The organism is Serratia sp. NFX21, assembly GCF_048517035.1.
In the GTDB taxonomy this organism is placed as follows: Bacteria; Pseudomonadota; Gammaproteobacteria; order Enterobacterales; family Enterobacteriaceae; genus Serratia; species Serratia quinivorans.
In genome coordinates this window covers 4,666,103-4,687,222 of sequence record NZ_CP183196.1, presented here as the reverse complement: position 1 = coordinate 4,687,222, position 21,120 = coordinate 4,666,103, and the positions used below count along the sequence as shown (strand labels likewise).

Here is a 21,120-nt window from a genome sequence, read left to right as displayed (position 1 = left end):
CACCCGGCCTGTCACAATAGCAACGCTGTTATTTCAGCCAGCCTTTGCGTTGTGCGTCCTGCAGGTGTTGCAGCAGGTACTTCCACAACTCCGGGTGAACATCGGCGATGGTAGTGTTACGCGCCAATACCTGCTCCAGGCTGATACCGTTCTCTACCCAGCTTTGGCCCTGGTTGTGCAGGTTCATCAGCATCGGCATGGTGCGATCCAGCACCAGCGCAAAGCGCGCGTCGGCGCTCTCGCCATCTTCATATTCCTGCCATAAAGCGGTGAAATACTCGCGCTGAGAGTCCGGCAGCATACCGAACAACCGGCGTGCCGCCGCCACTTCCACATCATGGATCGCTGCGCGGGCCGCCAGATCGTAGACCAGCACGTCACCGGCATCGATCTCAACGATGTCATGCAGCAGCGCCATCTGGATCACGCGTTGGATATCTACGCCTTCACTGGCGTAAGGGGCCAGGCTCATGGCGGCAATAGCAAAGTGCCAGCTATGTTCGGCGGAGTTTTCCTGGCGTTGGGTGCCCAGCACTTTGGTGCGGCGTTGCACGCTTTTCAACTTGTCGATTTCCATCAGGAACTGGATGACCTGGGTCATGGAGCCGAAATCTAACGCGGGTACAGCGGATGACATGGTGTAAACCTCATGGTAGATGGGTTGAAGCCGAACGATTGTAGACCAGCGGGCGAGGGATTTCGATGGTTACACGCACACACAGTTTTATTTTAGCGTACACGTGTACACTGAAATTATTCTCAGTTAAGCTGCCTTGCGGTAATTTCGAACAATGTTGGCTGTTTTGAGGGGTTGTGTGCAATGGGAAAAACGGGCGTAGTGAAAGCCGGTACTGAAAAAATGGCCGCCACGGCCTATCCGTGGGCGGAAGAAATCGCTAACAGCATCAGTCACGGTATAGGGTTGGTTTTTGGTATTGTCGGCCTGGTACTGTTGTTGGTTCAGGCGGTAGACACCGGCGCTGACGTAACGGCCATCGCCAGCTACAGCCTTTATGGCGGCAGCATGATCCTGCTGTTCCTGGCCTCCACGCTGTACCATGCCATTCCCCACCAGAAAGCCAAGCACTGGCTGAAAAAATTTGACCACTGCGCCATTTATCTTTTGATTGCCGGTACCTACACGCCGTTTCTGTTGGTGGGGCTGAACTCACCGTTGGCCAAGGGGTTGATGGCGGTAATTTGGGGTTTGGCGCTGCTGGGCGTGTTGTTCAAACTGGCGTTCGCACACCGGTTTGAAGCGCTCTCGCTGGTGACCTATCTGACCATGGGTTGGCTGTCGCTGATCGTGATTTATCAGTTGGCAACTCGTTTGGCGCTGGGCGGTGTGACGCTGCTGGCGGTCGGTGGCGTGGTTTATACCCTGGGCGTGATCTTCTATGCATCGAAGCGTTTCCGCTTCGGCCACGCCATTTGGCATGGTTTCGTGCTCGGTGGCAGCCTGTGCCACTTTATGGCGATTTATCTGTACGTCTGATACCCGCTGATATCTTTCGCACTGCAGCGTTGTTGGCTGCAGTGCGAAATCTATTGCAGACAGACCAGGAAGCTCTGACTGCTCCCTTCTTTATTTCTCTTCCGCCAGTGAGTATGGCAGTGGCTTGATGGCCAGTTGACTGGTGGCATCGTCGCGAACCCGCAGCTTGCTGTCGGCGTCCAGATCGTTATTCAGCACCACTTGTACCCACAGCGTGCCGTCGGCCAACCTGGCAGCGCTCAGCACCGTACCGGTACGGCGCCAGTTTTCACCCAACTGCAATTCCACGTCTTCAGCGGCCTGCGGCACTCGCCCAGCCTTGCCTTCCAGCCAGTACAATGCCCGTTTGTTGGCCCCGCGGAACTTGGCGCGCGCCACCATTTCCTGACCGGTGTAGCAGCCCTTGCTGAAGCTGATGCCATCCAGCGCCTGCAGGTTGGTGGCCTGTGGGATAAACTGCCCGCTGTTGGCGGCGTCAATCACCGGGTAGCCGGCTTCGATATCCAGCGTCAGCCACTGCTGGCTGTCGTTCAATTCGGCCTGCTCGTGCAGTTTGTCGACCAACTGTTCGGCAACGGCGGCGGTGGTGACCAACAGAAAACGTTCTGCCGGGAGTGAAAAGTGCAACAGGGTAGTTTCACCGTCCTGCACGACCTGATGTTCGGCATCCGGCAGGCTGTTGAAAACGCCCGCCAGCGCCGCGCGTGCCTGAAAACCGGCTACGCCCAGCAACACTGCTTCGCTGTCGGCGGCAATGGTGAGTTTGGAAAATACCGCGTACTTTTTGATTTCAGCCAGTTGGCTATCCAGCACGCTGCGGCGTTCCAGATAGGCAAAGCCTTCACCGCGATGGAATAAACGCAGGTTGCTCCACATTTTGCCTTTGGCATCACAGTGGCCGCACAACACGTGGCTATCGGCCGGCAGCGCTTCGATATCGGCGGTTACCTGGCCCTGAAGGTATTTCACCCGGTCCGGCCCGTTCAATGTCACCAGCGCCCAATCTTCCAGTGAGATCAGGGTCAGGGGCAGATGGGAGGAAGCGGAAGGCTGACGGGGTGGAAATGGAATTTTATACGCCATAGTAAGATCCTGCTTAACGTTTAGCTTACCTGAAGGTGTGTTGGCCCCATGGTAAAAGAGGTGGCGGCCTTTGCAAACTGTTATTCACGCTTGCCTCGCAGACAGCGCTTTTTTTGACATTTAGCGCTTTATTACGCTTTACACCGAGAACGTCCTTCCCGGCGAGTATGTCAAATTGTTACTCTATAGGCTTGCGGCCAAGGGTAACCCTTGCAGACAGATCTTTGGCTGATGGAATTATATCGCGCCGGTGTTGCCATACAGTGTGTCAGTTGAACCCTGCGATGGCGTTGCCACGCTGAAAAGAGGTTAGTCATAACAACATGGATATTAATAACAAAGCACGTATCCACTGGGCTTGTCGCCGCGGTATGCGTGAGCTGGACATCTCCATCATGCCCTTCTTCGAGTATGAATATGACCTGTTGAACGATACAGACAAAGCGCTGTTTATCCGTCTGCTGGAGTCTGACGATCCCGATCTCTTCAATTGGCTGATGAATCATGGCGCTCCGCAGGACAGTGAACTGCAGAGAATGGTGACACTGATCCAGACGCGAAATAAAGACCGTGGCCCAGTGGCGATGTGACGTCCGTATTTCCTGGCGCACCCAGTTATTTTCGCTGCTGACACATGGCGTATTGATCCTGCTGATCCTGATTTCGCCCTGGCCGGAAGGCTATGGCCCGATCTGGCTGGTGCTACTGACGCTGGTGGTGTTTGAGTGCATTCGCAGCCAAAAGCGTATTGCGTCGCGGCAGGGTGAGCTGCGCCTGCTGGAGAACCAACGCCTGGGTTGGCATGGGCAGGAGTGGCAACTGCTAAAGCAGCCCTGGATGCCACGTTACGGCATTCTGTTGACGTTACAGCCGGTGGGAGGCAAAAAGCGCCGTCGGCTGTGGCTGGCTTCCGACTCCATGGCTAAAGCCGACTGGCGGCAGTTGCGCCAACGCTTGCTGTATCCGCCCGCCAGTGATGACGAGGAGCCCTGATGAAGCCGACGCTCTGGCTGGTGGAAGATGAACCCAGCATTGCCGACACGCTGATTTATACCCTGGAGAGCGAAGGCTTTCAGGTGCGCTGGTTCGAACGCGGTGAACCGGCATTACAGGCGTTGGCGCAAGGGGCACCTGCGCTGGCGATCCTCGATGTTGGTCTGCCGGACATCAATGGTTTTGAACTCTGCCGCCGGTTGTTATCGCAGTCGGCGGATTTGCCTATTTTATTTCTCACCGCCCGCAGCGATGAGCTTGATCGCCTGATAGGGTTGGAAATCGGTGCCGATGATTACGTCGCCAAACCCTTTTCCCCGCGAGAAGTCAGCGCCCGGGTGCGCACTATTCTGCGCCGTCTGCAAAAACAGCAGCGCCTGCAGCAGCCGGCTCTGTATCAATTCGGCCCTTTCAGCCTGGACGAACAGGCCGCGGCCATCCATTACCATCAGCAGCCGCTGCTGCTGACCCGTTACGAATTTTTGCTGTTGAAAACGCTGTTGCTGGCGCCCGGCCGGGTATTTTCACGCCAGCAACTGATGGAAAGCGTCTGGGCGCTGGCCGAAGAAAGCCTGGATCGCACCGTCGACACCCATATCAAAACGTTGCGTGCCAAGCTGCGCGCCATCGATCCCGCTGAACCGCCGATCCACACTCATCGCGGCCTCGGCTACAGCGTGAGCCGCCAGCCATGAGAATAGGCCTGCGCCTGCTGTTGGGGTACTTCCTGATTGTGGCGGTGGCGGGCTATTTCGTACTGAGCATTTTCGTGCAGGAAGTGAAACCCGGCGTGCGGCGCGCTACCGAAGGCACACTGGTGGACACTGCCAACCTGCTGGCGCAGATTGCACGTCTGGACATGCAGCGCGCCGACGTAGCGCACGGGCAACTGGCACAGGCGTTCTCTCAACTCAATCAACGCCCCATTGGCGCCAATATTGCCGGCATCCGCAAGGATCGCAGCGAATATCACGTTTATCTTACCGATCAAAACGGCAAGGTCATTTTTGATTCCAGCGGCAAGGCGCTCGGCCAGGACTACTCACGCTGGAATGACGTTTATCTGACGCTGCTTGGCCAGTACGGCGCACGCAGCACGCGCAGCGATCCGCAGGATGAAAACAGCTCGGTGATGTATGTTGCCGCGCCGGTCATGGAGCAGGGGAAAATTATCGGTGTGCTTAGCGTCGGTAAACCGAACAGCACCATGGTACCGGTGATCAAGCGCAGCGAACGCCGTATTCTGTGGGCCGGTGCGCTGCTGTTGGGCATTGCCTTGCTGATTGGCCTGGGCTTTGTCTGGTGGATCAACCGCTCGATTGGGCGGCTGGTGTACTACGCCGACGGTGTGGCGCAGGGAAAAAGTGTGCCGTTACCGAAGATGGGCGGCCATGAATTGACCCAGTTGGCGCAGGCGCTGGACAGCATGCGGGTGAAGCTGGAGGGCAAGGCTTACATCGAACAGTATGTACATACCCTGACCCACGAACTGAAAAGCCCGCTGGCGGCGATCCGTGGCGCAGCAGAGCTGTTGCAGGAACAACCGCCGGCAGCCACCGCCCAGCGTTTTCTGACCAATATCGAACAGCAGAGTGCGCGCATTCAGCAACTGGTGGATAAATTGCTGGTGCAGGCGCGGCTGGAGAGCCGGCCGGTCCTGGAACTTGTGCCACTGGCAATGGCGACGCTGGTGCGTCAGGCTGTGGCAGGCAAAGAGGCGCAGGCAGCGCGGCGTAGCGTTTTGCTACAGGTTGAAGGAGTGGAAGATATCACCCTGAACGGCGATGGACTGCTGATTAGCCAGGCGCTGACCAACCTGCTGGACAACGCATTGGACTTCACCCCGGTTGGCGGCACCATCAAAGTGCGCGGTGAGCGCCATGAGGGCCACTATCAGGTCACCGTTAGTGACGACGGCAGCGGCATTCCGGATTATGCACTGGATAAAGTGTTCGAGCGTTTCTATTCTCTGGCCCGATCGGATAAGCCGAAAAGCAGTGGCCTGGGGCTGAATTTTGTGCAGGAAGTGGCGCGCTTGCACCGTGGCAGTATCCAGTTGAGCAACCGTCAGCCGCACGGCGTGACCGCTATTTTCACCTTATCGCTCTGACTTCACCGTCCCTTCACATAACCACATTCTGCTTTCACCCGAGGGCATTATCGTGACTCCATTACCTACATGGAGCGCGGCGATGATGAAATCGATACTGTTTTGGAAAATAACCACTCTGCTGGGACTAATGATTTTAATGATTATCCCGGTAACGATGTTAATGAATGTGATTGATGAGCGCAGCGGCTACCGCCAGAGCGTGGTTGGGCAGGTCAGTGAAAGCACCAGCCGGGCACAGCGCATTTTGGGGCCGCTGATCGTCATCCCTTACAGCGAGCGGGAAGAGAAGACGGATGACAAGGGGCAGAAGGTGGTGCAGATAGTTCGGCATCATCGCTATCTGCTGCCCGAGACGTTGCAGGTCAGCGGCAAGCCGAACGTGGAGGTGCGCAAGCTGGGCATTTACCAGACTCAGGTCTATCAGGGACCGTTGCAGTTTAAGGTGAAGTTTGGCCAGCCGGATGTGACAGACCTGCAGCGCAGCAATGTCGTGATTGGCCAGCCGTTCCTGCTGGTTTCGCTGAGCGATTCACGCGGCATCAAGAGCATCTCGCCGCTTAGCAGCGCAGAGTCTCAAACGGTGTTTGAACCGGGTACCCAGGTAAACGTGTTACCTCAGGGTATTCATGCACCGCTGACGCTGCCCGCATTGCAAAAAGCGGGGCTGGATGCCGAGTTCACCCTGACGCTGGCTGGCACCAGCAGCCTGTCACTGGTACCGCTCGGGCGTAGCAGCGAATTGACATTACAGAGTAATTGGCCACACCCGAATTTCCTCGGTAACTTCTTGCCGGACGAACGCAAGGTGACGGAAAAAGGCTTCAGTGCCCGCTGGCGCAGCACCTGGTTTGCCAACAACATCAACAGCGCTTTCCATTACGACGACGAAATTCTTGGCGAAGACAAGTTGCCAACCTTCAGCACCAGCCTGATTGAACCGGTCGATCACTATCAACTGACCGAACGCGCGGTGAAGTATGCGGTGCTGTTTATCGGCCTGACATTTATGGCGTTCTTCCTGTTCGAAACCCTGACCGGCCTGCGGGTGCACCCGATTCAGTACCTGCTGGTCGGCACGGCACTGGTGCTGTTCTACCTGATCCTGCTGGCATTCTCCGAGCATTTTGGCTTCGCCATCGCTTATCTGCTGGCCAGCATCGCCTGCAGTGGGTTGATCGCTTTTTACCTCAGCGCGGTACTGCGTGGCAGGCTGCGGGGGGCGCTGTTCGCCGCCAGTCTGTTGATGTTGTATGGCGTGCTGTATCTGTTGCTGCAGTCGGAAGATAACGCGTTGGTGCTGGGGGCAGGGCTGTTGTTCGCTATTTTGGCGGGAATTATGCTGCTGACGCGTAAATTGGACTGGTATCAGGTGGCCGATCCGGCGCGCTTGAACGGAGAAACGCCAACCGGCGCGGAGGAGAGCCGCTTCCGGTTGTGGAAATAAGCATCGGACTGGGCGCGGCTACCGCGCCCACGGGCATTACAGCAGGGGTTCCATCTCCAGCAGGATCTGTTCGCACCACTGTTGCAGACGTTCTTCGCTCATGTCGTATTGGTTCACATCATCGAGCGCCAGGCCAACAAAGTGTTTGCCGTCGGCGCTTAGCGGTTTCGGGCTGGTGAATTCGAAGCCGTCGATCGGCCAGAAGCCAATAAACTGTACGCCCAGTGGGGCAATGTGATCGTGCAACATGCCGAGCGCATCGAGGAACCATTCGCCATAGCCGAGTTGATCGCCCATGCCATACATGGCGACAATTTTCCCCTGGAGATCCAGCGTGGTCAGCTGTGGCCAAATCGCTTCCCAGTCTTCCTGAAGCTCACCGAAATCCCAGGTTGGCATGCCGAGGATCAGGATGGAGTACTCTTCCATCAGCTTGGGGGAAACGTCTTTCAGGTTGTGCAGGTCGACCAGGTCTTCACCTAAAATCTCACGGATTTTTTCTGCCGCCATCTCGGTGTAGCAGGTGCTGGAGCCGTAAAACAGACCAATCTTCATGTGTAAACCGTTTATATTGCCGTAGGTAGAATTGCAGCGAGTATACCCGATTTGTCCCGGCTTAAGGCATAATGCCTGTGGCATAAACGTAACAAAGAGAGGACCGCGTGCAACAGCAAGAGAGTGCGTTGATTGAGCAATTCCTGGATGCGCTGTGGCTCGAACGTAATCTGGCAGAAAATACGCTGGCCTCTTACCGATTGGATTTGCAGGCGCTGGGTGCCTGGCTGAATCAGCAAAATACCTCGCTGTTACAGGCACAGGCGCTGGATTTACAGGCGTTTCTCGCCGATCGGGTGGAGGGAGGATATAAAGCGACCAGCTCCGCACGTTTGCTGAGCGCCATGCGCCGTCTGTTCCAATACCTGTATCGCGAAAATATGCGTAGCGACGATCCCACGGCACTGCTGGCTTCGCCGAAGTTGCCGCAGCGCCTGCCGAAAGACTTGAGCGAAGCGCAGGTCGATGCGCTGCTGAAGGCGCCCTGTGTCGATCAGCCGCTGGAGCTGCGTGACAAGGCGATGCTGGAAGTGCTGTACGCTACCGGGCTGCGCGTCTCCGAACTGGTCGGGCTGACCATCAGCGATGTCAGCCTGCGTCAGGGCGTGGTACGGGTGATAGGTAAAGGCAACAAGGAACGACTGGTGCCGCTGGGTGAAGAAGCGGTGTACTGGATAGAAAATTATCTGGAGCACGGCCGCCCGTGGATGGTCAACGGCCAGGCGCTGGACGTCTTGTTCCCCAGCAACCGCAGCCAGCAAATGACCCGACAGACATTCTGGCATCGCATCAAACACTATGCGATCCTAGCGGGTATTGACAGCGAGAGGCTGTCGCCGCACGTGTTGCGCCACGCGTTTGCCACCCATTTGCTGAACCATGGGGCCGATCTCCGTGTCGTACAGATGTTATTGGGGCATAGCGACCTCTCGACCACACAAATTTACACGCATGTAGCGACCGAAAGACTTAAACAGCTACATCAACAGCACCACCCGCGTGCCTGACACGCCGGGTTCAAAAGGATTGGAAGAATGAAGAAAGGTTTAATGCTGCTCTCTATGCTGGTGGCTTCAGTGACCGGCGCGGCCCATGCCGACGACGCGGCAATTCAAAAAGCACTTGGCAGCCTGGGCATTCAGCAGGCGGACGTGCAGCCTTCACCGGTGAACGGCCTGAAAACCGTATTGACCGATAGCGGCGTGCTGTACGTGACCGAAGACGGCAAACACATTCTGCAAGGCCCGCTGTACGACGTCAGTGGCAAAGAGCCGGTTAACGTCACCAACCAACTGCTGACCGGCAAGCTGGAAGCGCTGAAAGATCAGATGATCGTCTACAAAGCGCCAAAGCAGAAACACGTGATCACCGTGTTCACCGACATCACCTGTGGCTATTGCCACAAGCTGCACCAGCAGATGAAAGAATATAACGATCTGGGCATTACCGTCCGTTATCTGGCGTTCCCGCGTCAGGGGCTAAATTCCCAGGCCGAAAAAGACATGCAGTCAATCTGGTGTACCGCCGACAAGGCCAAGGCCTTCGATACCGCCATGAAAGGCGACGCGGTTTCTCCGGCGACCTGTAAAACCGACATCAGCAAACACTATGCGCTCGGCGTGCAGTTCGGTATTCAGGGCACCCCGGCGATCATTCTGGAAAACGGCATGATGATCCCAGGGTATCAGGGGCCAAAAGAGATGGCCGCCATGCTGGACGCGCATCAGACCGCAACCAAAACCGGTGGTTAATCGCCGGTGAGCATCAAAACACAACTACGCCGCCGTGCGGCGACGGACGACAGCCATTTGCCAGCCAGCCTGCACCCGCTGTTGCGCCGTTTATATGCGCTGCGCGGCGTTCAGGCTGAGCAGGAATTGGAACGCAGCGTCAAAGGCATGCTGCCGTGGCAGCAGTTGGATGGCATTGACACCGCCGTTGGCATTCTGCAACAGGCGCTGGCGGCGAGTCGCCGCATCATGGTGGTGGGGGACTTCGACGCCGATGGTGCCACCAGTACCGCGTTGACGGTGTTGGCGCTGCGCAGCATGGGCGGCAGTGCGGTCGATTATCTGGTGCCGAATCGTTTTGAGGACGGCTACGGCCTGAGTCCCGAAGTGGTCGAACAGGCGGCGACGCGCGGTGCCGAATTGATCCTCACGGTGGATAACGGCATCTCTTCCCATGCGGGAGTGGACGTGGCCCACGCCAAAGGCATGCAGGTGCTGGTGACTGACCACCACCTGCCGGGGGAAACCCTGCCGGCGGCGGAAGCGATCGTCAACCCGAACCTGCGCGGCTGTGAGTTCCCTTCCAAATCCCTGGCCGGCGTCGGTGTGGCTTTTTATCTGATGCTGGCGTTGCGTGCGCGGCTGCGTGACAGCGGCTGGTTCGAACAACGTGCGCTGGCGATGCCGAACCTGGCGGAACTGCTGGATCTGGTCGCGCTCGGTACGGTGGCGGACGTGGTGCCACTCGACGCCAACAACCGCATTCTGGTGTACCAGGGCCTGAACCGCATCCGCGCCGGTAAATGCCGGCCGGGCATCCGGGCGCTGCTGGAAGTGGCTAATCGTGATGCGCGCCAACTGGCGGCCAACGATCTCGGCTTTGCGCTGGGGCCACGGCTCAACGCCGCCGGGCGGCTGGATGATATGTCGATCGGCGTGGCCTTGTTGTTGAGTGATGACATCGCCCAGGCGCGTATGTTGGCTAACGATCTTGATGCGCTCAATCTGACACGGCGTGAGATTGAACAGGGCATGCAGGTTGAAGCTCTGCAGCTGTGCGACGAACTCGAGCGCAGCAGCACCGCCTTGCCATACGGGCTGGCAATGTATCATCCGGAGTGGCATCAGGGCGTGGTGGGGATTCTGGCCTCACGTATCAAGGAGCGCTTCCATCGCCCGGTGATAGCCTTTGCACCGGCCGGTGAGGGCATTCTTAAAGGTTCGGGCCGTTCGATAGCCGGTCTGCACATGCGTGATGCGCTGGAGCGGTTGGATACGCTGAATCCGGGGTTGATGATGAAGTTCGGTGGTCATGCCATGGCGGCCGGGCTGTCGCTGGAAGAGAGCAAATTCGACGAGTTCCGCCAGCGCTTTGGCGATCTGGTGGGTGAATGGCTCGATCCGGCGATGCTGGAAGGGGTGATTTGGTCTGACGGCGAACTGGCGATGCAGGAACTTTCGCTGGAAACGGCGGAGCTGTTGCGCGAGGGCGGCCCCTGGGGCCAGGCGTTCCCGGAACCGACCTTCGATGGCACATTCCGCATCCTGCAGCAGCGGCTGGTGGGCGAGAAACACCTGAAACTGATGGTGGAACCGCTTGGCGGCGGCCCGCTGCTGGACGGTATCGCGTTCAATGTCGATACCACCCTGTGGCCCGACAGCAGCGTGCGCGAAGTGGAGCTGGCCTACAAGCTCGACGTCAACGAGTTCCGTGGCAACCGCAACGTGCAGTTACTGATCCAACACCTCTGGCCGCGTTGATTTGTGGTTGCTTTATCCCGGGGTTTGCTCTGCCAAATCCCGGCAAGTTTTCTTCCCCCACAAAAACTAACCAACCGGCTATAAACTGACGCCTGGATCCGCTAGAATTACCGGTTCCAATGGCATTTCGCCATCGACGACATCAACGTAAAAGAACGCAAAAAACATGTTTGAAATTAACCCGGTAAAAAACCGAATTCAGGACCTGTCCGTGCGGACTGCCGTTCTTAGGGGGTATCTTTGACTATGATGCCAAGAAAGAACGCCTAGAAGAAGTTAACGCAGAGCTGGAACAACCTGACGTTTGGAACGAACCCGAGCGCGCACAGGCGCTGGGTAAAGAGCGCGCAGCGCTTGAAGCCATCGTTGAAACCATCGATCAGCTGGAGCAGGGCGGCGAAGACGTCTCTGGCCTGCTGGAATTGGCGATTGAAGCCGACGATGAAGAAACCTTTAACGAAGCCGTCGTTGAGCTTGATCAACTGTCTGCCAAGCTTGAGCAATTAGAATTCCGTCGTATGTTCTCTGGTGAATACGACAGTGCTGATTGCTATCTGGACATCCAGGCGGGTTCCGGCGGCACCGAAGCACAGGACTGGGCCAGCATGTTGCTGCGCATGTACCTGCGCTGGGCCGAGGCCAAAGGCTTCAAGACCGAAGTGATTGAAGAGTCCGACGGCGACGTGGCAGGGTTGAAGTCCGCCACCATCAAGATCATCGGTGACTATGCGTTCGGCTGGTTGCGTACTGAAACCGGCGTACATCGCCTGGTGCGCAAGAGCCCGTTCGACTCCGGCGGCCGTCGTCATACCTCGTTCAGTTCGGTGTTTATCTACCCGGAAGTGGACGACGATATCGATATCGACATCAACCCGGCGGATTTGCGTATAGACGTTTACCGCGCCTCGGGGGCGGGTGGTCAGCACGTGAACAAAACTGAGTCGGCGGTGCGTATTACCCACTTGCCGACCAACATCGTAGTGCAGTGTCAGAATGACCGTTCTCAGCATAAGAACAAGGATCAAGCGTTTAAACAGCTGCGAGCCAAGCTGTACGAGTTTGAGATGCAAAAGAAAAATGCTGATAAACAGATGATGGAAGACAACAAGTCCGATATCGGGTGGGGCAGCCAAATCCGCTCTTACGTGCTGGATGACGCCCGAATCAAGGATTTGCGCACTAACGTTGAAACGCGCAACACGCAGGCCGTATTAGATGGCGACCTGGATAAATTCATTGAGGCAAGTTTGAAAGCCGGGTTATAAGGAACAGAAATGTCTGAGCAACAACCACAAGGCGCCGAACAGGCGCTGGATCTCAATAACGAGTTGCAGTCACGCCGTGAAAAACTGGCTGCGCTGCGCGAGAACGGCATTGCGTTCCCGAATGATTTCCGTCGCGACACCACGTCCGACAAGCTGCACGCTGCGTACGGCGATAAAGACAACGAAGAGCTGGAAGCACTGGGTGTAGAAGTCACCGTTGCCGGCCGTATGATGACCCGCCGTATCATGGGCAAGGCATCCTTTGTCACGCTGCAAGACGTTGGTGGCCGCATCCAGTTGTACGTCGCCCGCGACGATCTGGCGGAAGGCGTTTACAACGAAGAATTCAAGAAGTGGGACCTGGGTGACATCCTTGGCGCACGCGGCAAGCTGTTCAAAACCAAGACGGGTGAACTGTCTATCCACTGCACCGAACTGCGCCTGTTGACCAAGGCACTGCGCCCGCTGCCGGACAAGTTCCACGGCCTGGCCGATCAGGAAACCCGCTATCGTCAACGTTACCTGGACCTGATTGCCAACGACGAATCGCGCAAGACCTTCCAGGTGCGTTCTCAGATCATGGCGGCGATGCGTAACTTCATGGTGGAACGCGGCTTCATGGAAGTCGAAACCCCTATGATGCAGGTGATCCCGGGTGGTGCTTCTGCTCGTCCATTCGTGACTCACCACAATGCGCTGGACATCGATATGTACCTGCGTATTGCCCCAGAGCTGTACCTGAAGCGTCTGGTGGTAGGTGGCTTCGAGCGCGTGTTCGAAATCAACCGTAACTTCCGTAACGAAGGCGTTTCTCCGCGTCATAACCCAGAGTTCACCATGATGGAACTCTATATGGCTTACGCGGATTACAAAGATCTGATCGAACTGACCGAGTCGCTGTTCCGCACCCTGACCCAGAACGTGCTGGGTAATACTCAGGTGCAGTACGGTGATGAAGTGTTCGACTTCGGCAAGCCGTTCGTGAAGCTGACCATGACCGAGGCGATCAAAAAATACCGTCCGGAAACCGATCTGGCTGACCTGGCTGATATGGGTAAAGCGGTGGCTATCGCTGAATCCATCGGCATCAAGGTTGAGAAGAGCTGGGGTCTGGGCCGCGTAGTGACCGAGATCTTCGAAGAAGTGGCGGAAAGCCATCTGATTCAGCCGACTTTCATCACTGAATACCCGGCCGAAGTTTCGCCGCTGGCGCGCCGTAACGACGTTAACCCGGAAATCACTGACCGCTTTGAGTTCTTCATCGGCGGCCGTGAAATCGGCAACGGCTTCTCCGAGCTGAATGACGCAGAAGACCAGGCGCAGCGTTTTGCTGACCAGGCTAATGCGAAAGACGCAGGTGATGACGAAGCCATGTTCTACGACGAAGACTACGTCACCGCGCTGGAGCACGGCCTGCCACCAACCGCAGGTCTGGGCATCGGTATCGACCGTATGGTGATGCTGTTCACTAACAGCCACACCATTCGCGACGTGATTTTGTTCCCGGCAATGCGCCCACAGAAATAACTTCGCAGTAATGAATATCAACCGGCGCAGGTCTCTGTGCCGGTTTTTTTTCGTCTGAGGGGGAGGGTGAGGGGATGTTGCGGCTAACTGCTTAAAACATCAGCAGTTACGCGTTATCTCCGCTTGCCCGGCAGGGATAACCGGTTATAATGGCAGCCGCACACCGATGCGGGTGTAGTTCAATGGTAGAACGGCAGCTTCCCAAGCTGCATACGAGGGTTCGATTCCCTTCACCCGCTCCAAAACTTCCTGTCACTACCTTCCGCTGGCAAGTATCTCAAACAAAGTATCGATTTCTTGCAGAGTATTGTAATGCATCATCCCAATGCGCAGCACGCCACCGCTGTCCTGCAGGTTCAACCGTCGAATTAACCCCAGTGCATAGAAGTGTCCGCTGCCGACGCAGATATTGTGTTGGCCAAGTCGACGGGCGATCTCCTCAGGCTTATGGCTGCTGAAGGTCAGGGCAAAGGTCGGGGTACGACGGTGAATGTCCGCCTGCGGGGTGCCATAGAGCTGCACGCCGTCGAAGTTCCGCAGGCCTTGCAGGAAGTACCTGCACAGGCTCTCCTCATGGCGGTGATAGTCGGCAAAACTTTCCTGTAAACGCTGCCTTAAAGGAGCGCCTGCTGTACCCCATTGCGCCAGGTAGTCAATCGCCGCCGTTACACCGGCCAGCCCTTCGAAACTTTGGGTGCCGGTCTCAAAACGGCCTGGGCCGATGTCGGTGGCCGGCTCGACTTTATAGGGCTGCAGCCGTTGCAACCATTGCGGCGCGATATAGGCCATGCCGATATGCGGGCCAAAGAATTTATAGGCGGAACACACCAGAAAGTCGCAACCCAGCGCCTGCACATCGATCAGGTTATGCGGAGCATAATGTACTGCGTCGACATAAACCTGCGCGCCGACCCGGTGGGCGGCTTCGGTGATGGCTTTAATATCGACGATGCTGCCCGTAACATTAGACGCATAGCTGACTGCGACCAGGCGAGTTTTGGCGGTAATCTTTTCGCACAGCCGGGCGGTATCCAAAGAACAATCCGCTTGTTGCAGGGGGATTTGATGCACGGTGACTTGCTTGTCATTTGCCGCCTGCTGCCAGCTGGAGACATTGGCGTAGTGATCCAGCTCGGTAACGATGATTTCGTCCCCGGCTTGCCAACTAAGGCTAATGATGCGGCTGAGGTGGAACGTCAGCGAGGTCATGTTCATGCCAAAAACGATATTATCGGGCGAGGGTGCATTCAAGAAGGCGCGCACCGATTCCCTTGCATGATCCATCACCTCGGTTGTTTTATGGCTGGAAAAATAATGTCCGCCCAGATTGGCGTTATATTTCCCCAGGTAGTGGGTCATTTTCTCCAGCACCCCTTGCGAAACCTGAGAACCGCCAGGCCCATCGAAAAAGATAACGGGTTTGTCATCATGGCGTTGGGTCAGCGCACTAAACTGAGCCCGGGCGAGTTCGGGAGTAAATGTCATGCTTTTTCCCCTCGTGCGGTCAGAACAAACAGGTCAAGATGCCCCTCTTGTTCCGGGACAATGGCGCTGATCGGCGTGGCGTTATGCCATAGCTTACTGTCCGCCAACAAAACGGCTTCGCCATCCGCCAACACTTTTTTAAAGAACGGGGGCTGGTGATTATCGGCGTATAGCATGATCTCGCCGCCGACAATATTTTGCCGATGAATACCAATCATCGCTATATGGTCAAAACCATCCTGATGGATCCCTTCCGGAGCCACCTGCGTTTCATTATCAATAGCGACCACGCGCATCTGATGAATTTCTATTTCCGTTCCTTCAGGTAAATCATTGCTTTCAGCAAACAGATTGCACATTTCTTCCATAGCGGCGCTTTGCAGTACGGCATCGTCAATCGGCTCGAAACGGCGCACTACGTTGCCCTGAAAGTGGTTGATTTCATCAGACTGAACGAAATTGCGCGGACCAATTTCTACCACATGACCATTGAGATGTTTGACGACCGAATAGCGGCGCAAACGGTACTTGCCGTCGGCGTGTTGTGTATGGGGCAAGCCAGAAAATGACGGCATTAATTGTTGGGTGGCCTGGTGGCTAAGTGCAGTCATACTTATTACGTTTTCGTGTTTATGTAACATAATCACCTCAAATATGAATCAAGACTGACTTTGTAGGGAGGTATTTCGATTGAATTGTAGTCGACACTATTGCCAACGCAATTTTTAGCCGTCGTTGGCCGCCGTTGCGCTATTGCTGCTGTAAACAAGAGTGAACGCAGGGCGGTATGACCAGGTATAAAGCCCCACTAAATGATAAATTTGAGAGGTTTATGGGGGGGTATTTGTGAGGTTGATCGTAAAAATTGAGGCGATGCGGCGTAGCTTCAAATAAACGGCATAGTTGAATTATTATTGCGAAGCGTCCGAAAATCTTCGGCGCTGTTTTGTTAGGCGGTATTATCCCTGGCATTTTGGCGTTGATGACGATTGGAGTGGTATGCCAAGTGGCCAGCCGGTGTGGGGCGAGAAGTTCGTCGTGCAATGCACTTCACGAAATGGCGACCAGGGCGCCGATGATGGCGATGAGCAGGATCCAAAACCATTTAGAGGTTTTTTCCGGTTTCCATTCTTCGCCATATTCAACCCGATAATCGGGTTTGCGATCCTTACCGTTCATCCTATTTCCCTGGAATTCCATATCCATAAAACGTTGGCTGTATTTTAAGATGAATCCTAATGCTATTGAATTTAAAGTTTAATTTTAGGTAAAAATCTTAAGTGCGGTAAAGGATTGTTTTCTGCCTGCAATAAAATTATTAAAAAATTATATTTATAAATATGATTCAAATTGTTGATTATAAGGCACGTCCATGTGCCGTCGTGCCTTAGCGAACAGCGAACCAGGCTTCAAGCGGTGTCGCCTGTAAGGTTATGGTTTTTATTTGCGTGTAGGCATTCAGGGTTTCTTTGCAAAACTCGCGACCCATGCCGCTATTCTTGTAACCCCCGAAGGCTGTGCCCTCAGTAATGTTTGAATAGCGATTAATCCAGACCGAACCCGCCTCTAATTTATCGGCCGTTTCCATGGCATTTTTCAGGCTGCTGGTATAAATACCCGATGCCAATCCATATTCGGTGTCATTGGCCTGTTTGATCATCTCGTCATAATCGGACCATTTGATTAGCGTAAGCACTGGGCCAAATATTTCTTCCTGACAGATCTGCATATGATTCTCTGCGGCAAAAATTGTCGGTTCGATAAAATACCCGTTTTCACAGCCTGAAATCGCCCGTCGGTTTCCCCCCACCAACAGTGCGGCACCTTCATCAATACCGGTTTGGATATAAGAAAGTACCCGCTTGCCTTGCTTTTCTGACACCAGGCAGCTGACTGTGGAGTGCTCATCTAAAGGTGAGCCAATGCGCACACGTTTGAATGACTCAACGAGTTTGGCACTGAAGCTCTCGTAGATATCGGAGTGAACAAATAGGCGGGTGCCGGCCAAACAAGATTGGCCATTATTGTGGAGCGCGGCAAAGCTGACGTTGTCCACGACCGCATCAATGTCGCTGATATCGGGGAATACGATATTGGGGCTTTTTCCCCCTAACTCCAACGTGACGGGCACCAATCTTTCTGCTGCGGCTTTTGCCACCATTCTGCCTACTGCGGTACTACCGGTAAACGAAAGCTTGCGGACTTTTTTATTACCGGTCAGGGCTGAGCCAACCACATTGCCTAATCCGGTTATGATGTTAACCACGCCGGCAGGAAAGACGTTACTGATATGTTTACCCAGTTCGAGTGTGGATAACGAAGCATTTTCATCCACTTTTAACACCAGAGTGTTACCTGTGACCAAGGCTGGTGCCAGTTTGAAGGCAGCCATAATCGCCGGTGCATTCCACGGGATAATCTGCCCGCAAACGCCGAGAGGCTCACGCTTAGCCAGGCTATAGCCGTCGGCGATGCATCTGCCGGTATCCTCATGCCCCATGATCACTGAAGCAAAGTAGCGATAATGACGCACCGCAGTGTGATAATCGCGACGTACTTCGCTGATACAGCGACCCACATCCAATGCATCCATTTGCGCCATTCGCTCCGAATCATTCTCCAGCAAATCTGCCAACTTGAGAACTAATTGCGCGCGAGCTTGCTGCCCTTGGGCTTTCCAGGCGGGAAATGCGGCTTCGGCGGCCAATACCGCTCGTTCTACATCCTGTTCATTACAGTAATGCAAATCAGCGAGTTTCTCCCCTGTAGAGGGTGAAATCATGGGATGCAGATCCGTATTATTCAGCTCAAAAACGCCGTTGATCAGTGGGCCGTATTCTTTATCTAAATTCATTTTCACGCTTGCCTCTAACAATATTAATGTAAACCGCCGCCAATAATTAAACATTCACCGGTGACCCAACTGGCCTCATCAGAGGCCAGATAAGCGACGGCGGGGGCAATATCCTGTGGTGTCCCAATACGGCCAAGCGGGGTGACTGATTCAATATGCGTTTTGAAATCACTATTAAAGAAGCCGCTATCGTGCACACCTTCGGTGACGACCAACCCCGGATTGACCGCATTAACGCGAATGTTTCTTTTGCCGAGTTCATTCGCCAATGTTTTGGTGATGGCATCAACGGCAGCCTTTGACGCGGTATAGACCATAGAATTGGCTGGGGTGAATGAAGTGACGCTGGAGCTGATATTGACAATGGAACCGCCAGCCTCCGGCATGGCGTTAACGGCCGCTCTGGTACAATAAATCAGCCCTTTAACATTGAGATTAAAATGCCGCTCATATTCTTGAGCATTAAACTCTTCTAAACTGCCAGTTGCATAGACGCCGGCATTGTTAACCAATACGTCGACTCGGCCGTACTGGGCGATAATATCAGCCAGCAGTTTATTCACCTCGGATTCAATGGCCACATTCGCCTGCAAAGGAAAAGCGATCCCCCCTTGTTGATTGATCTCTTTAACTAATCTGTTGGCATCATCCTGCCCTCTAGAGTAGTTAATGAAAACAATGGCACCTTCGGCTGACAGCCGTTTGGCAATCGCCGCGCCAATACCTTTTGAGCTGCCCGTGATCAGGGCGATTTTATTTTTAAAACGTTTCATTAATGACTCTCCAGCATGAAGGCGGAATTCGCGACAAACCACATTTTTCCCGACGTTGATTGCATAAATGAAAAAACAAAAAATCATTGTCTATCAGATATGGATATAATTCGGTTAGGTAGCGCTTGAAGTAATGGATGTATATTATCGTTTGAGTGATTAATAAGGTTCACTCGCTATGGGTTAATGGTTGAAAAGAGAATGCTCTATTATCAATAGGCCGGGTATGTCCGTTTAATTAAAACTCCTGTACCGTGGGGCGCAGTATCACCTCATTGATGTCTACGTCTGCCGGCTGTTCAATCGCATAGGCAATGGCTCGTGCAACTGAATCAGCGGGGATCGCCTGCTGCCGATAGAACTCGTTAACGGCCGCCAGGCTTTCTGCGTGTGAACTGCCGAACTTCAGTTCGGTATCCACGAGTCCCGGAGAGACCGTCGTGGTGCGGATATGTGCTCCGACTTCATGGCGCAAACCTTCTGAAATAGCGCGCACGGCGAATTTGGTTCCGCTGTACACGGTGCCACCCGGGCTAAAGACTTTCATACCTGCAATGGAGGAGATGTTAATGAAATGGCCCGTTTGCTGTTTTTCAAATATTGGCAGCGCCGCGGCAATCCCGTACAGCATGCCCTTGACGTTGATATCGATCATCCGCTCCCATTCGTCCACTTTGGTTGCACTGATGGGGGCGATCGACATTAAGCCCGCGTTACTGACCAACACGTCGATTCGGCCAAAATGTTCTACCGTTCTGGCGACCATCTGTTCAACATCGCTGCGCTGGGTCACGTCTACCTGAAGTGCCAGCGCCTTACCTCCTGCGCTGACGATCTCGCTTGCCAGCGTATCGAGGCGTTCTTTCCTGCGTGCCGCCAGGACTAACCATGCACCTTTGGCTGCCAGGTGCCTGGCTGTCGCCTCACCTAAACCGCTGCTGGCACCCGTTATTACCACGACCTTACCTGAAATGTTGTTCATAGCGACGTCCTTCAAATGAGTTGCAATCGAGGCTCATATACTGACGTTTTAACGCTGCCGGTAAATGGAAATGTTATACTTTCAAAATTCCAAATTATGGAATAGTGATGAGGTGACAGGATGCAAAATCGGCTGGAGGCATTGCAAATTTTTTGCGCCGCTGCGGAAGAAAGCAGTTTTAAACAGGTGGCGATAAGGCTGGCAATCTCGCCGCAGAAGGTGACCCGTGCGATAAAAGAACTGGAGCGGTTACGAGGGGAGCAACTGTTCCACCGTAACACCCGGCAAATAAAAATCACCCAATTTGGCGCTGACTTTGCGGAGCAGGCGAAACAGGTCATTAGCCAGTTTGAACAGCTATTTCCTGATAAGCATAAAATGCGAGAAGACATTCGTGGCATTGTGCGTATCACGGCGCCCAATACCTTTGGCCGTGAGGTGGTCATGCCTGCCTTAACCGAGCTGGCCGTTCTTTATCCGGCGATTACGCTGGAATTTCATCTCGCCAATACTCACAGCAATCTAGTGGATGAGGAAATTGATATTGGCGTACGCATTGGCTTCTTGCATGACCAAACCTGCGTCGTCCGGCAGCCGAAAATGATGCCTTTTTATTTGGTGGCGGCGCCGTCATTGCTTGCACGTACGGGCTTGCCGAAGAGCATTGAGGAATTATCGTCTTTACCGATCATTGCGTTGATAAACCGTAAAACTGGAAGATATTGGCCGTGGGAATTCAGTAACAAACGTCGTTTTCATCCAGAACAGGCCGCTTTTATCACTGACGATCCGGATATCGAACGCAATGCAGCCCTGGCAGGAATAGGCTTTGGTCATATGGCGGGCTACCTGGTTGAAAAATATCTGGCCAGTGGGCAGTTGATCTCGGTATTGCCAAATGATGCACCGGAACCTTGGCCGCTGAATTTATATCGGCCATATCAGGAGCCGGTACCGGCCAGAATTAGACTGGTTTTTGACTATCTCTATGAGAAGTTAAGCCAGCCTGCGTATGGACTCGATGACGCTGGCTAGCGTGAGCTGGGCCAGTTTGGCATTA

Annotated in this window: 21 protein-coding genes and 1 tRNA gene; 13 read left to right on the top strand and 9 right to left on the bottom strand. The window is 54.5% G+C overall.

Features of this window, described 5'->3' with window-relative positions:
• Nucleotides 1–28 precede the first annotated feature (28 nt).
• The gene (locus tag ACNT1W_RS21910; protein WP_419246132.1) at nt 29–637 is read right to left on the bottom strand and encodes an HD domain-containing protein; all 609 of its coding nucleotides are present in this window, start codon (nt 635–637) and stop codon (nt 29–31) included.
• A 183-nt stretch (nt 638–820) separates the two neighbouring features.
• Here ACNT1W_RS21910 and trhA point away from each other — a divergent pair, with 183 nt between their 5' ends.
• On the top strand, nt 821–1,495 hold the full coding sequence (gene trhA / locus ACNT1W_RS21905; protein WP_012146602.1) for a PAQR family membrane homeostasis protein TrhA: 675 nt from the start codon (nt 821–823) through the stop codon (nt 1,493–1,495).
• A 90-nt stretch (nt 1,496–1,585) separates the two neighbouring features.
• On the opposite strand, the gene ygfZ is transcribed toward trhA, so the two are convergent.
• On the bottom strand, nt 1,586–2,578 hold the full coding sequence (ygfZ, locus tag ACNT1W_RS21900; protein ID WP_012146601.1) for a tRNA-modifying protein YgfZ: 993 nt from the start codon (nt 2,576–2,578) through the stop codon (nt 1,586–1,588).
• A gap of 323 nt (nt 2,579–2,901) precedes the next feature.
• Here ygfZ and sdhE point away from each other — a divergent pair, with 323 nt between their 5' ends.
• The 5 genes from sdhE to creD all read left to right on the top strand — a co-directional run bounded on the left by sdhE (nt 2,902) and on the right by creD (nt 7,128).
• A complete protein-coding gene (gene sdhE / locus ACNT1W_RS21895; RefSeq protein WP_012146600.1) occupies nt 2,902–3,168 on the top strand; it encodes an FAD assembly factor SdhE in 267 nt (88 codons plus the stop codon).
• Complete coding sequence (locus ACNT1W_RS21890) at nt 3,149–3,571, top strand: protein YgfX (protein WP_012146599.1); 423 nt, start codon at nt 3,149–3,151, stop codon at nt 3,569–3,571. The genes sdhE and ACNT1W_RS21890 overlap by 20 nt, the downstream gene beginning before the upstream one ends.
• Nucleotides 3,571–4,266: a two-component system response regulator CreB gene (gene creB, locus ACNT1W_RS21885; protein WP_012146598.1), complete on the top strand. Its 696-nt coding sequence runs from the start codon at nt 3,571–3,573 to the stop codon at nt 4,264–4,266. Before ACNT1W_RS21890 ends, creB begins: the two co-directional genes overlap by 1 nt.
• A complete protein-coding gene (gene creC, locus ACNT1W_RS21880) occupies nt 4,263–5,681 on the top strand; it encodes a two-component system sensor histidine kinase CreC (RefSeq protein ID WP_112363196.1) in 1,419 nt (472 codons plus the stop codon). The genes creB and creC overlap by 4 nt, the downstream gene beginning before the upstream one ends.
• A gap of 82 nt (nt 5,682–5,763) precedes the next feature.
• On the top strand, nt 5,764–7,128 hold the full coding sequence (gene creD / locus ACNT1W_RS21875) for a cell envelope integrity protein CreD (RefSeq protein WP_017893856.1): 1,365 nt from the start codon (nt 5,764–5,766) through the stop codon (nt 7,126–7,128).
• A gap of 36 nt (nt 7,129–7,164) precedes the next feature.
• Here the strand turns inward: creD and fldB are convergent, their stop codons facing one another.
• Nucleotides 7,165–7,683 (bottom strand): flavodoxin FldB, encoded by a 519-nt coding sequence (gene fldB, locus ACNT1W_RS21870; protein ID WP_017893855.1) that lies wholly within the window; start codon nt 7,681–7,683, stop codon nt 7,165–7,167.
• Between the two features lie 107 nt (nt 7,684–7,790).
• Here fldB and xerD point away from each other — a divergent pair, with 107 nt between their 5' ends.
• The 6 genes from xerD to ACNT1W_RS21840 all read left to right on the top strand — a co-directional run bounded on the left by xerD (nt 7,791) and on the right by ACNT1W_RS21840 (nt 14,208).
• On the top strand, nt 7,791–8,690 hold the full coding sequence (gene xerD, locus ACNT1W_RS21865) for a site-specific tyrosine recombinase XerD (RefSeq protein WP_012146594.1): 900 nt from the start codon (nt 7,791–7,793) through the stop codon (nt 8,688–8,690).
• Between the two features lie 27 nt (nt 8,691–8,717).
• On the top strand, nt 8,718–9,434 hold the full coding sequence (gene dsbC / locus ACNT1W_RS21860; protein ID WP_012146593.1) for a bifunctional protein-disulfide isomerase/oxidoreductase DsbC: 717 nt from the start codon (nt 8,718–8,720) through the stop codon (nt 9,432–9,434).
• Between the two features lie 6 nt (nt 9,435–9,440).
• Complete coding sequence (gene recJ, locus ACNT1W_RS21855; protein ID WP_012146592.1) at nt 9,441–11,174, top strand: single-stranded-DNA-specific exonuclease RecJ; 1,734 nt, start codon at nt 9,441–9,443, stop codon at nt 11,172–11,174.
• A 166-nt stretch (nt 11,175–11,340) separates the two neighbouring features.
• A protein-coding gene (gene prfB / locus ACNT1W_RS21850) for a peptide chain release factor 2 (protein ID WP_112363199.1) occupies nt 11,341–12,439 on the top strand; the annotation gives its coding sequence in 2 pieces (ribosomal slippage) (nt 11,341–11,415 and nt 11,417–12,439; 1,098 coding nt in all).
• Nucleotides 12,440–12,448: 9 nt separating this feature from the next.
• Nucleotides 12,449–13,966: a lysine--tRNA ligase gene (gene lysS / locus ACNT1W_RS21845; protein WP_012146591.1), complete on the top strand. Its 1,518-nt coding sequence runs from the start codon at nt 12,449–12,451 to the stop codon at nt 13,964–13,966.
• A gap of 168 nt (nt 13,967–14,134) precedes the next feature.
• Nucleotides 14,135–14,208, top strand: a tRNA-Gly gene (locus ACNT1W_RS21840).
• Nucleotides 14,209–14,221: 13 nt separating this feature from the next.
• Here ACNT1W_RS21840 and ACNT1W_RS21835 read toward each other — a convergent pair.
• The 6 genes from ACNT1W_RS21835 to ACNT1W_RS21810 form a co-directional block, all read right to left on the bottom strand.
• A complete protein-coding gene (locus ACNT1W_RS21835) occupies nt 14,222–15,451 on the bottom strand; it encodes a cysteine desulfurase-like protein (protein WP_419246131.1) in 1,230 nt (409 codons plus the stop codon).
• Complete coding sequence (locus ACNT1W_RS21830) at nt 15,448–16,062, bottom strand: 2OG-Fe dioxygenase family protein (RefSeq protein WP_223272826.1); 615 nt, start codon at nt 16,060–16,062, stop codon at nt 15,448–15,450. Before ACNT1W_RS21830 ends, ACNT1W_RS21835 begins: the two co-directional genes overlap by 4 nt.
• Before the next feature lie 439 nt (nt 16,063–16,501).
• The gene (locus ACNT1W_RS21825) at nt 16,502–16,630 is read right to left on the bottom strand and encodes a hypothetical protein (protein WP_261132518.1); all 129 of its coding nucleotides are present in this window, start codon (nt 16,628–16,630) and stop codon (nt 16,502–16,504) included.
• Nucleotides 16,631–16,838: 208 nt separating this feature from the next.
• The gene (locus tag ACNT1W_RS21820; protein ID WP_329908247.1) at nt 16,839–18,305 is read right to left on the bottom strand and encodes an aldehyde dehydrogenase family protein; all 1,467 of its coding nucleotides are present in this window, start codon (nt 18,303–18,305) and stop codon (nt 16,839–16,841) included.
• A 23-nt stretch (nt 18,306–18,328) separates the two neighbouring features.
• Complete coding sequence (locus tag ACNT1W_RS21815; protein WP_329908055.1) at nt 18,329–19,078, bottom strand: glucose 1-dehydrogenase; 750 nt, start codon at nt 19,076–19,078, stop codon at nt 18,329–18,331.
• A gap of 238 nt (nt 19,079–19,316) precedes the next feature.
• Complete coding sequence (locus tag ACNT1W_RS21810; protein WP_012146568.1) at nt 19,317–20,060, bottom strand: SDR family oxidoreductase; 744 nt, start codon at nt 20,058–20,060, stop codon at nt 19,317–19,319.
• Between the two features lie 120 nt (nt 20,061–20,180).
• Here ACNT1W_RS21810 and ACNT1W_RS21805 point away from each other — a divergent pair, with 120 nt between their 5' ends.
• The gene (locus ACNT1W_RS21805; protein ID WP_012146567.1) at nt 20,181–21,095 is read left to right on the top strand and encodes a LysR family transcriptional regulator; all 915 of its coding nucleotides are present in this window, start codon (nt 20,181–20,183) and stop codon (nt 21,093–21,095) included.
• The last annotated feature ends 25 nt before the right edge of the window (nt 21,096–21,120 follow it).

What these genes read in the sequence shown, in the direction of transcription:
- ACNT1W_RS21910 (WP_419246132.1), bottom strand. Translation starts at nt 637, where the DNA reads ATGTCATCCGCTGTACCCGCGTTAGATTTCGGCTCCATGACCCAGGTC.
- trhA (WP_012146602.1), top strand. Translation starts at nt 821, where the DNA reads ATGGGAAAAACGGGCGTAGTGAAAGCCGGTACTGAAAAAATGGCCGCC.
- ygfZ (WP_012146601.1), bottom strand. Translation starts at nt 2,578, where the DNA reads ATGGCGTATAAAATTCCATTTCCACCCCGTCAGCCTTCCGCTTCCTCC.
- sdhE (WP_012146600.1), top strand. Translation starts at nt 2,902, where the DNA reads ATGGATATTAATAACAAAGCACGTATCCACTGGGCTTGTCGCCGCGGT.
- creB (WP_012146598.1), top strand. Translation starts at nt 3,571, where the DNA reads ATGAAGCCGACGCTCTGGCTGGTGGAAGATGAACCCAGCATTGCCGAC.
- creC (WP_112363196.1), top strand. Translation starts at nt 4,263, where the DNA reads ATGAGAATAGGCCTGCGCCTGCTGTTGGGGTACTTCCTGATTGTGGCG.
- creD (WP_017893856.1), top strand. Translation starts at nt 5,764, where the DNA reads ATGATGAAATCGATACTGTTTTGGAAAATAACCACTCTGCTGGGACTA.
- fldB (WP_017893855.1), bottom strand. Translation starts at nt 7,683, where the DNA reads ATGAAGATTGGTCTGTTTTACGGCTCCAGCACCTGCTACACCGAGATG.
- dsbC (WP_012146593.1), top strand. Translation starts at nt 8,718, where the DNA reads ATGAAGAAAGGTTTAATGCTGCTCTCTATGCTGGTGGCTTCAGTGACC.
- lysS (WP_012146591.1), top strand. Translation starts at nt 12,449, where the DNA reads ATGTCTGAGCAACAACCACAAGGCGCCGAACAGGCGCTGGATCTCAAT.
- ACNT1W_RS21835 (WP_419246131.1), bottom strand. Translation starts at nt 15,451, where the DNA reads ATGACATTTACTCCCGAACTCGCCCGGGCTCAGTTTAGTGCGCTGACC.
- ACNT1W_RS21830 (WP_223272826.1), bottom strand. Translation starts at nt 16,062, where the DNA reads ATGACTGCACTTAGCCACCAGGCCACCCAACAATTAATGCCGTCATTT.
- ACNT1W_RS21825 (WP_261132518.1), bottom strand. Translation starts at nt 16,630, where the DNA reads ATGAACGGTAAGGATCGCAAACCCGATTATCGGGTTGAATATGGCGAA.
- ACNT1W_RS21820 (WP_329908247.1), bottom strand. Translation starts at nt 18,305, where the DNA reads ATGAATTTAGATAAAGAATACGGCCCACTGATCAACGGCGTTTTTGAG.
- ACNT1W_RS21815 (WP_329908055.1), bottom strand. Translation starts at nt 19,078, where the DNA reads ATGAAACGTTTTAAAAATAAAATCGCCCTGATCACGGGCAGCTCAAAA.
- ACNT1W_RS21810 (WP_012146568.1), bottom strand. Translation starts at nt 20,060, where the DNA reads ATGAACAACATTTCAGGTAAGGTCGTGGTAATAACGGGTGCCAGCAGC.
- ACNT1W_RS21805 (WP_012146567.1), top strand. Translation starts at nt 20,181, where the DNA reads ATGCAAAATCGGCTGGAGGCATTGCAAATTTTTTGCGCCGCTGCGGAA.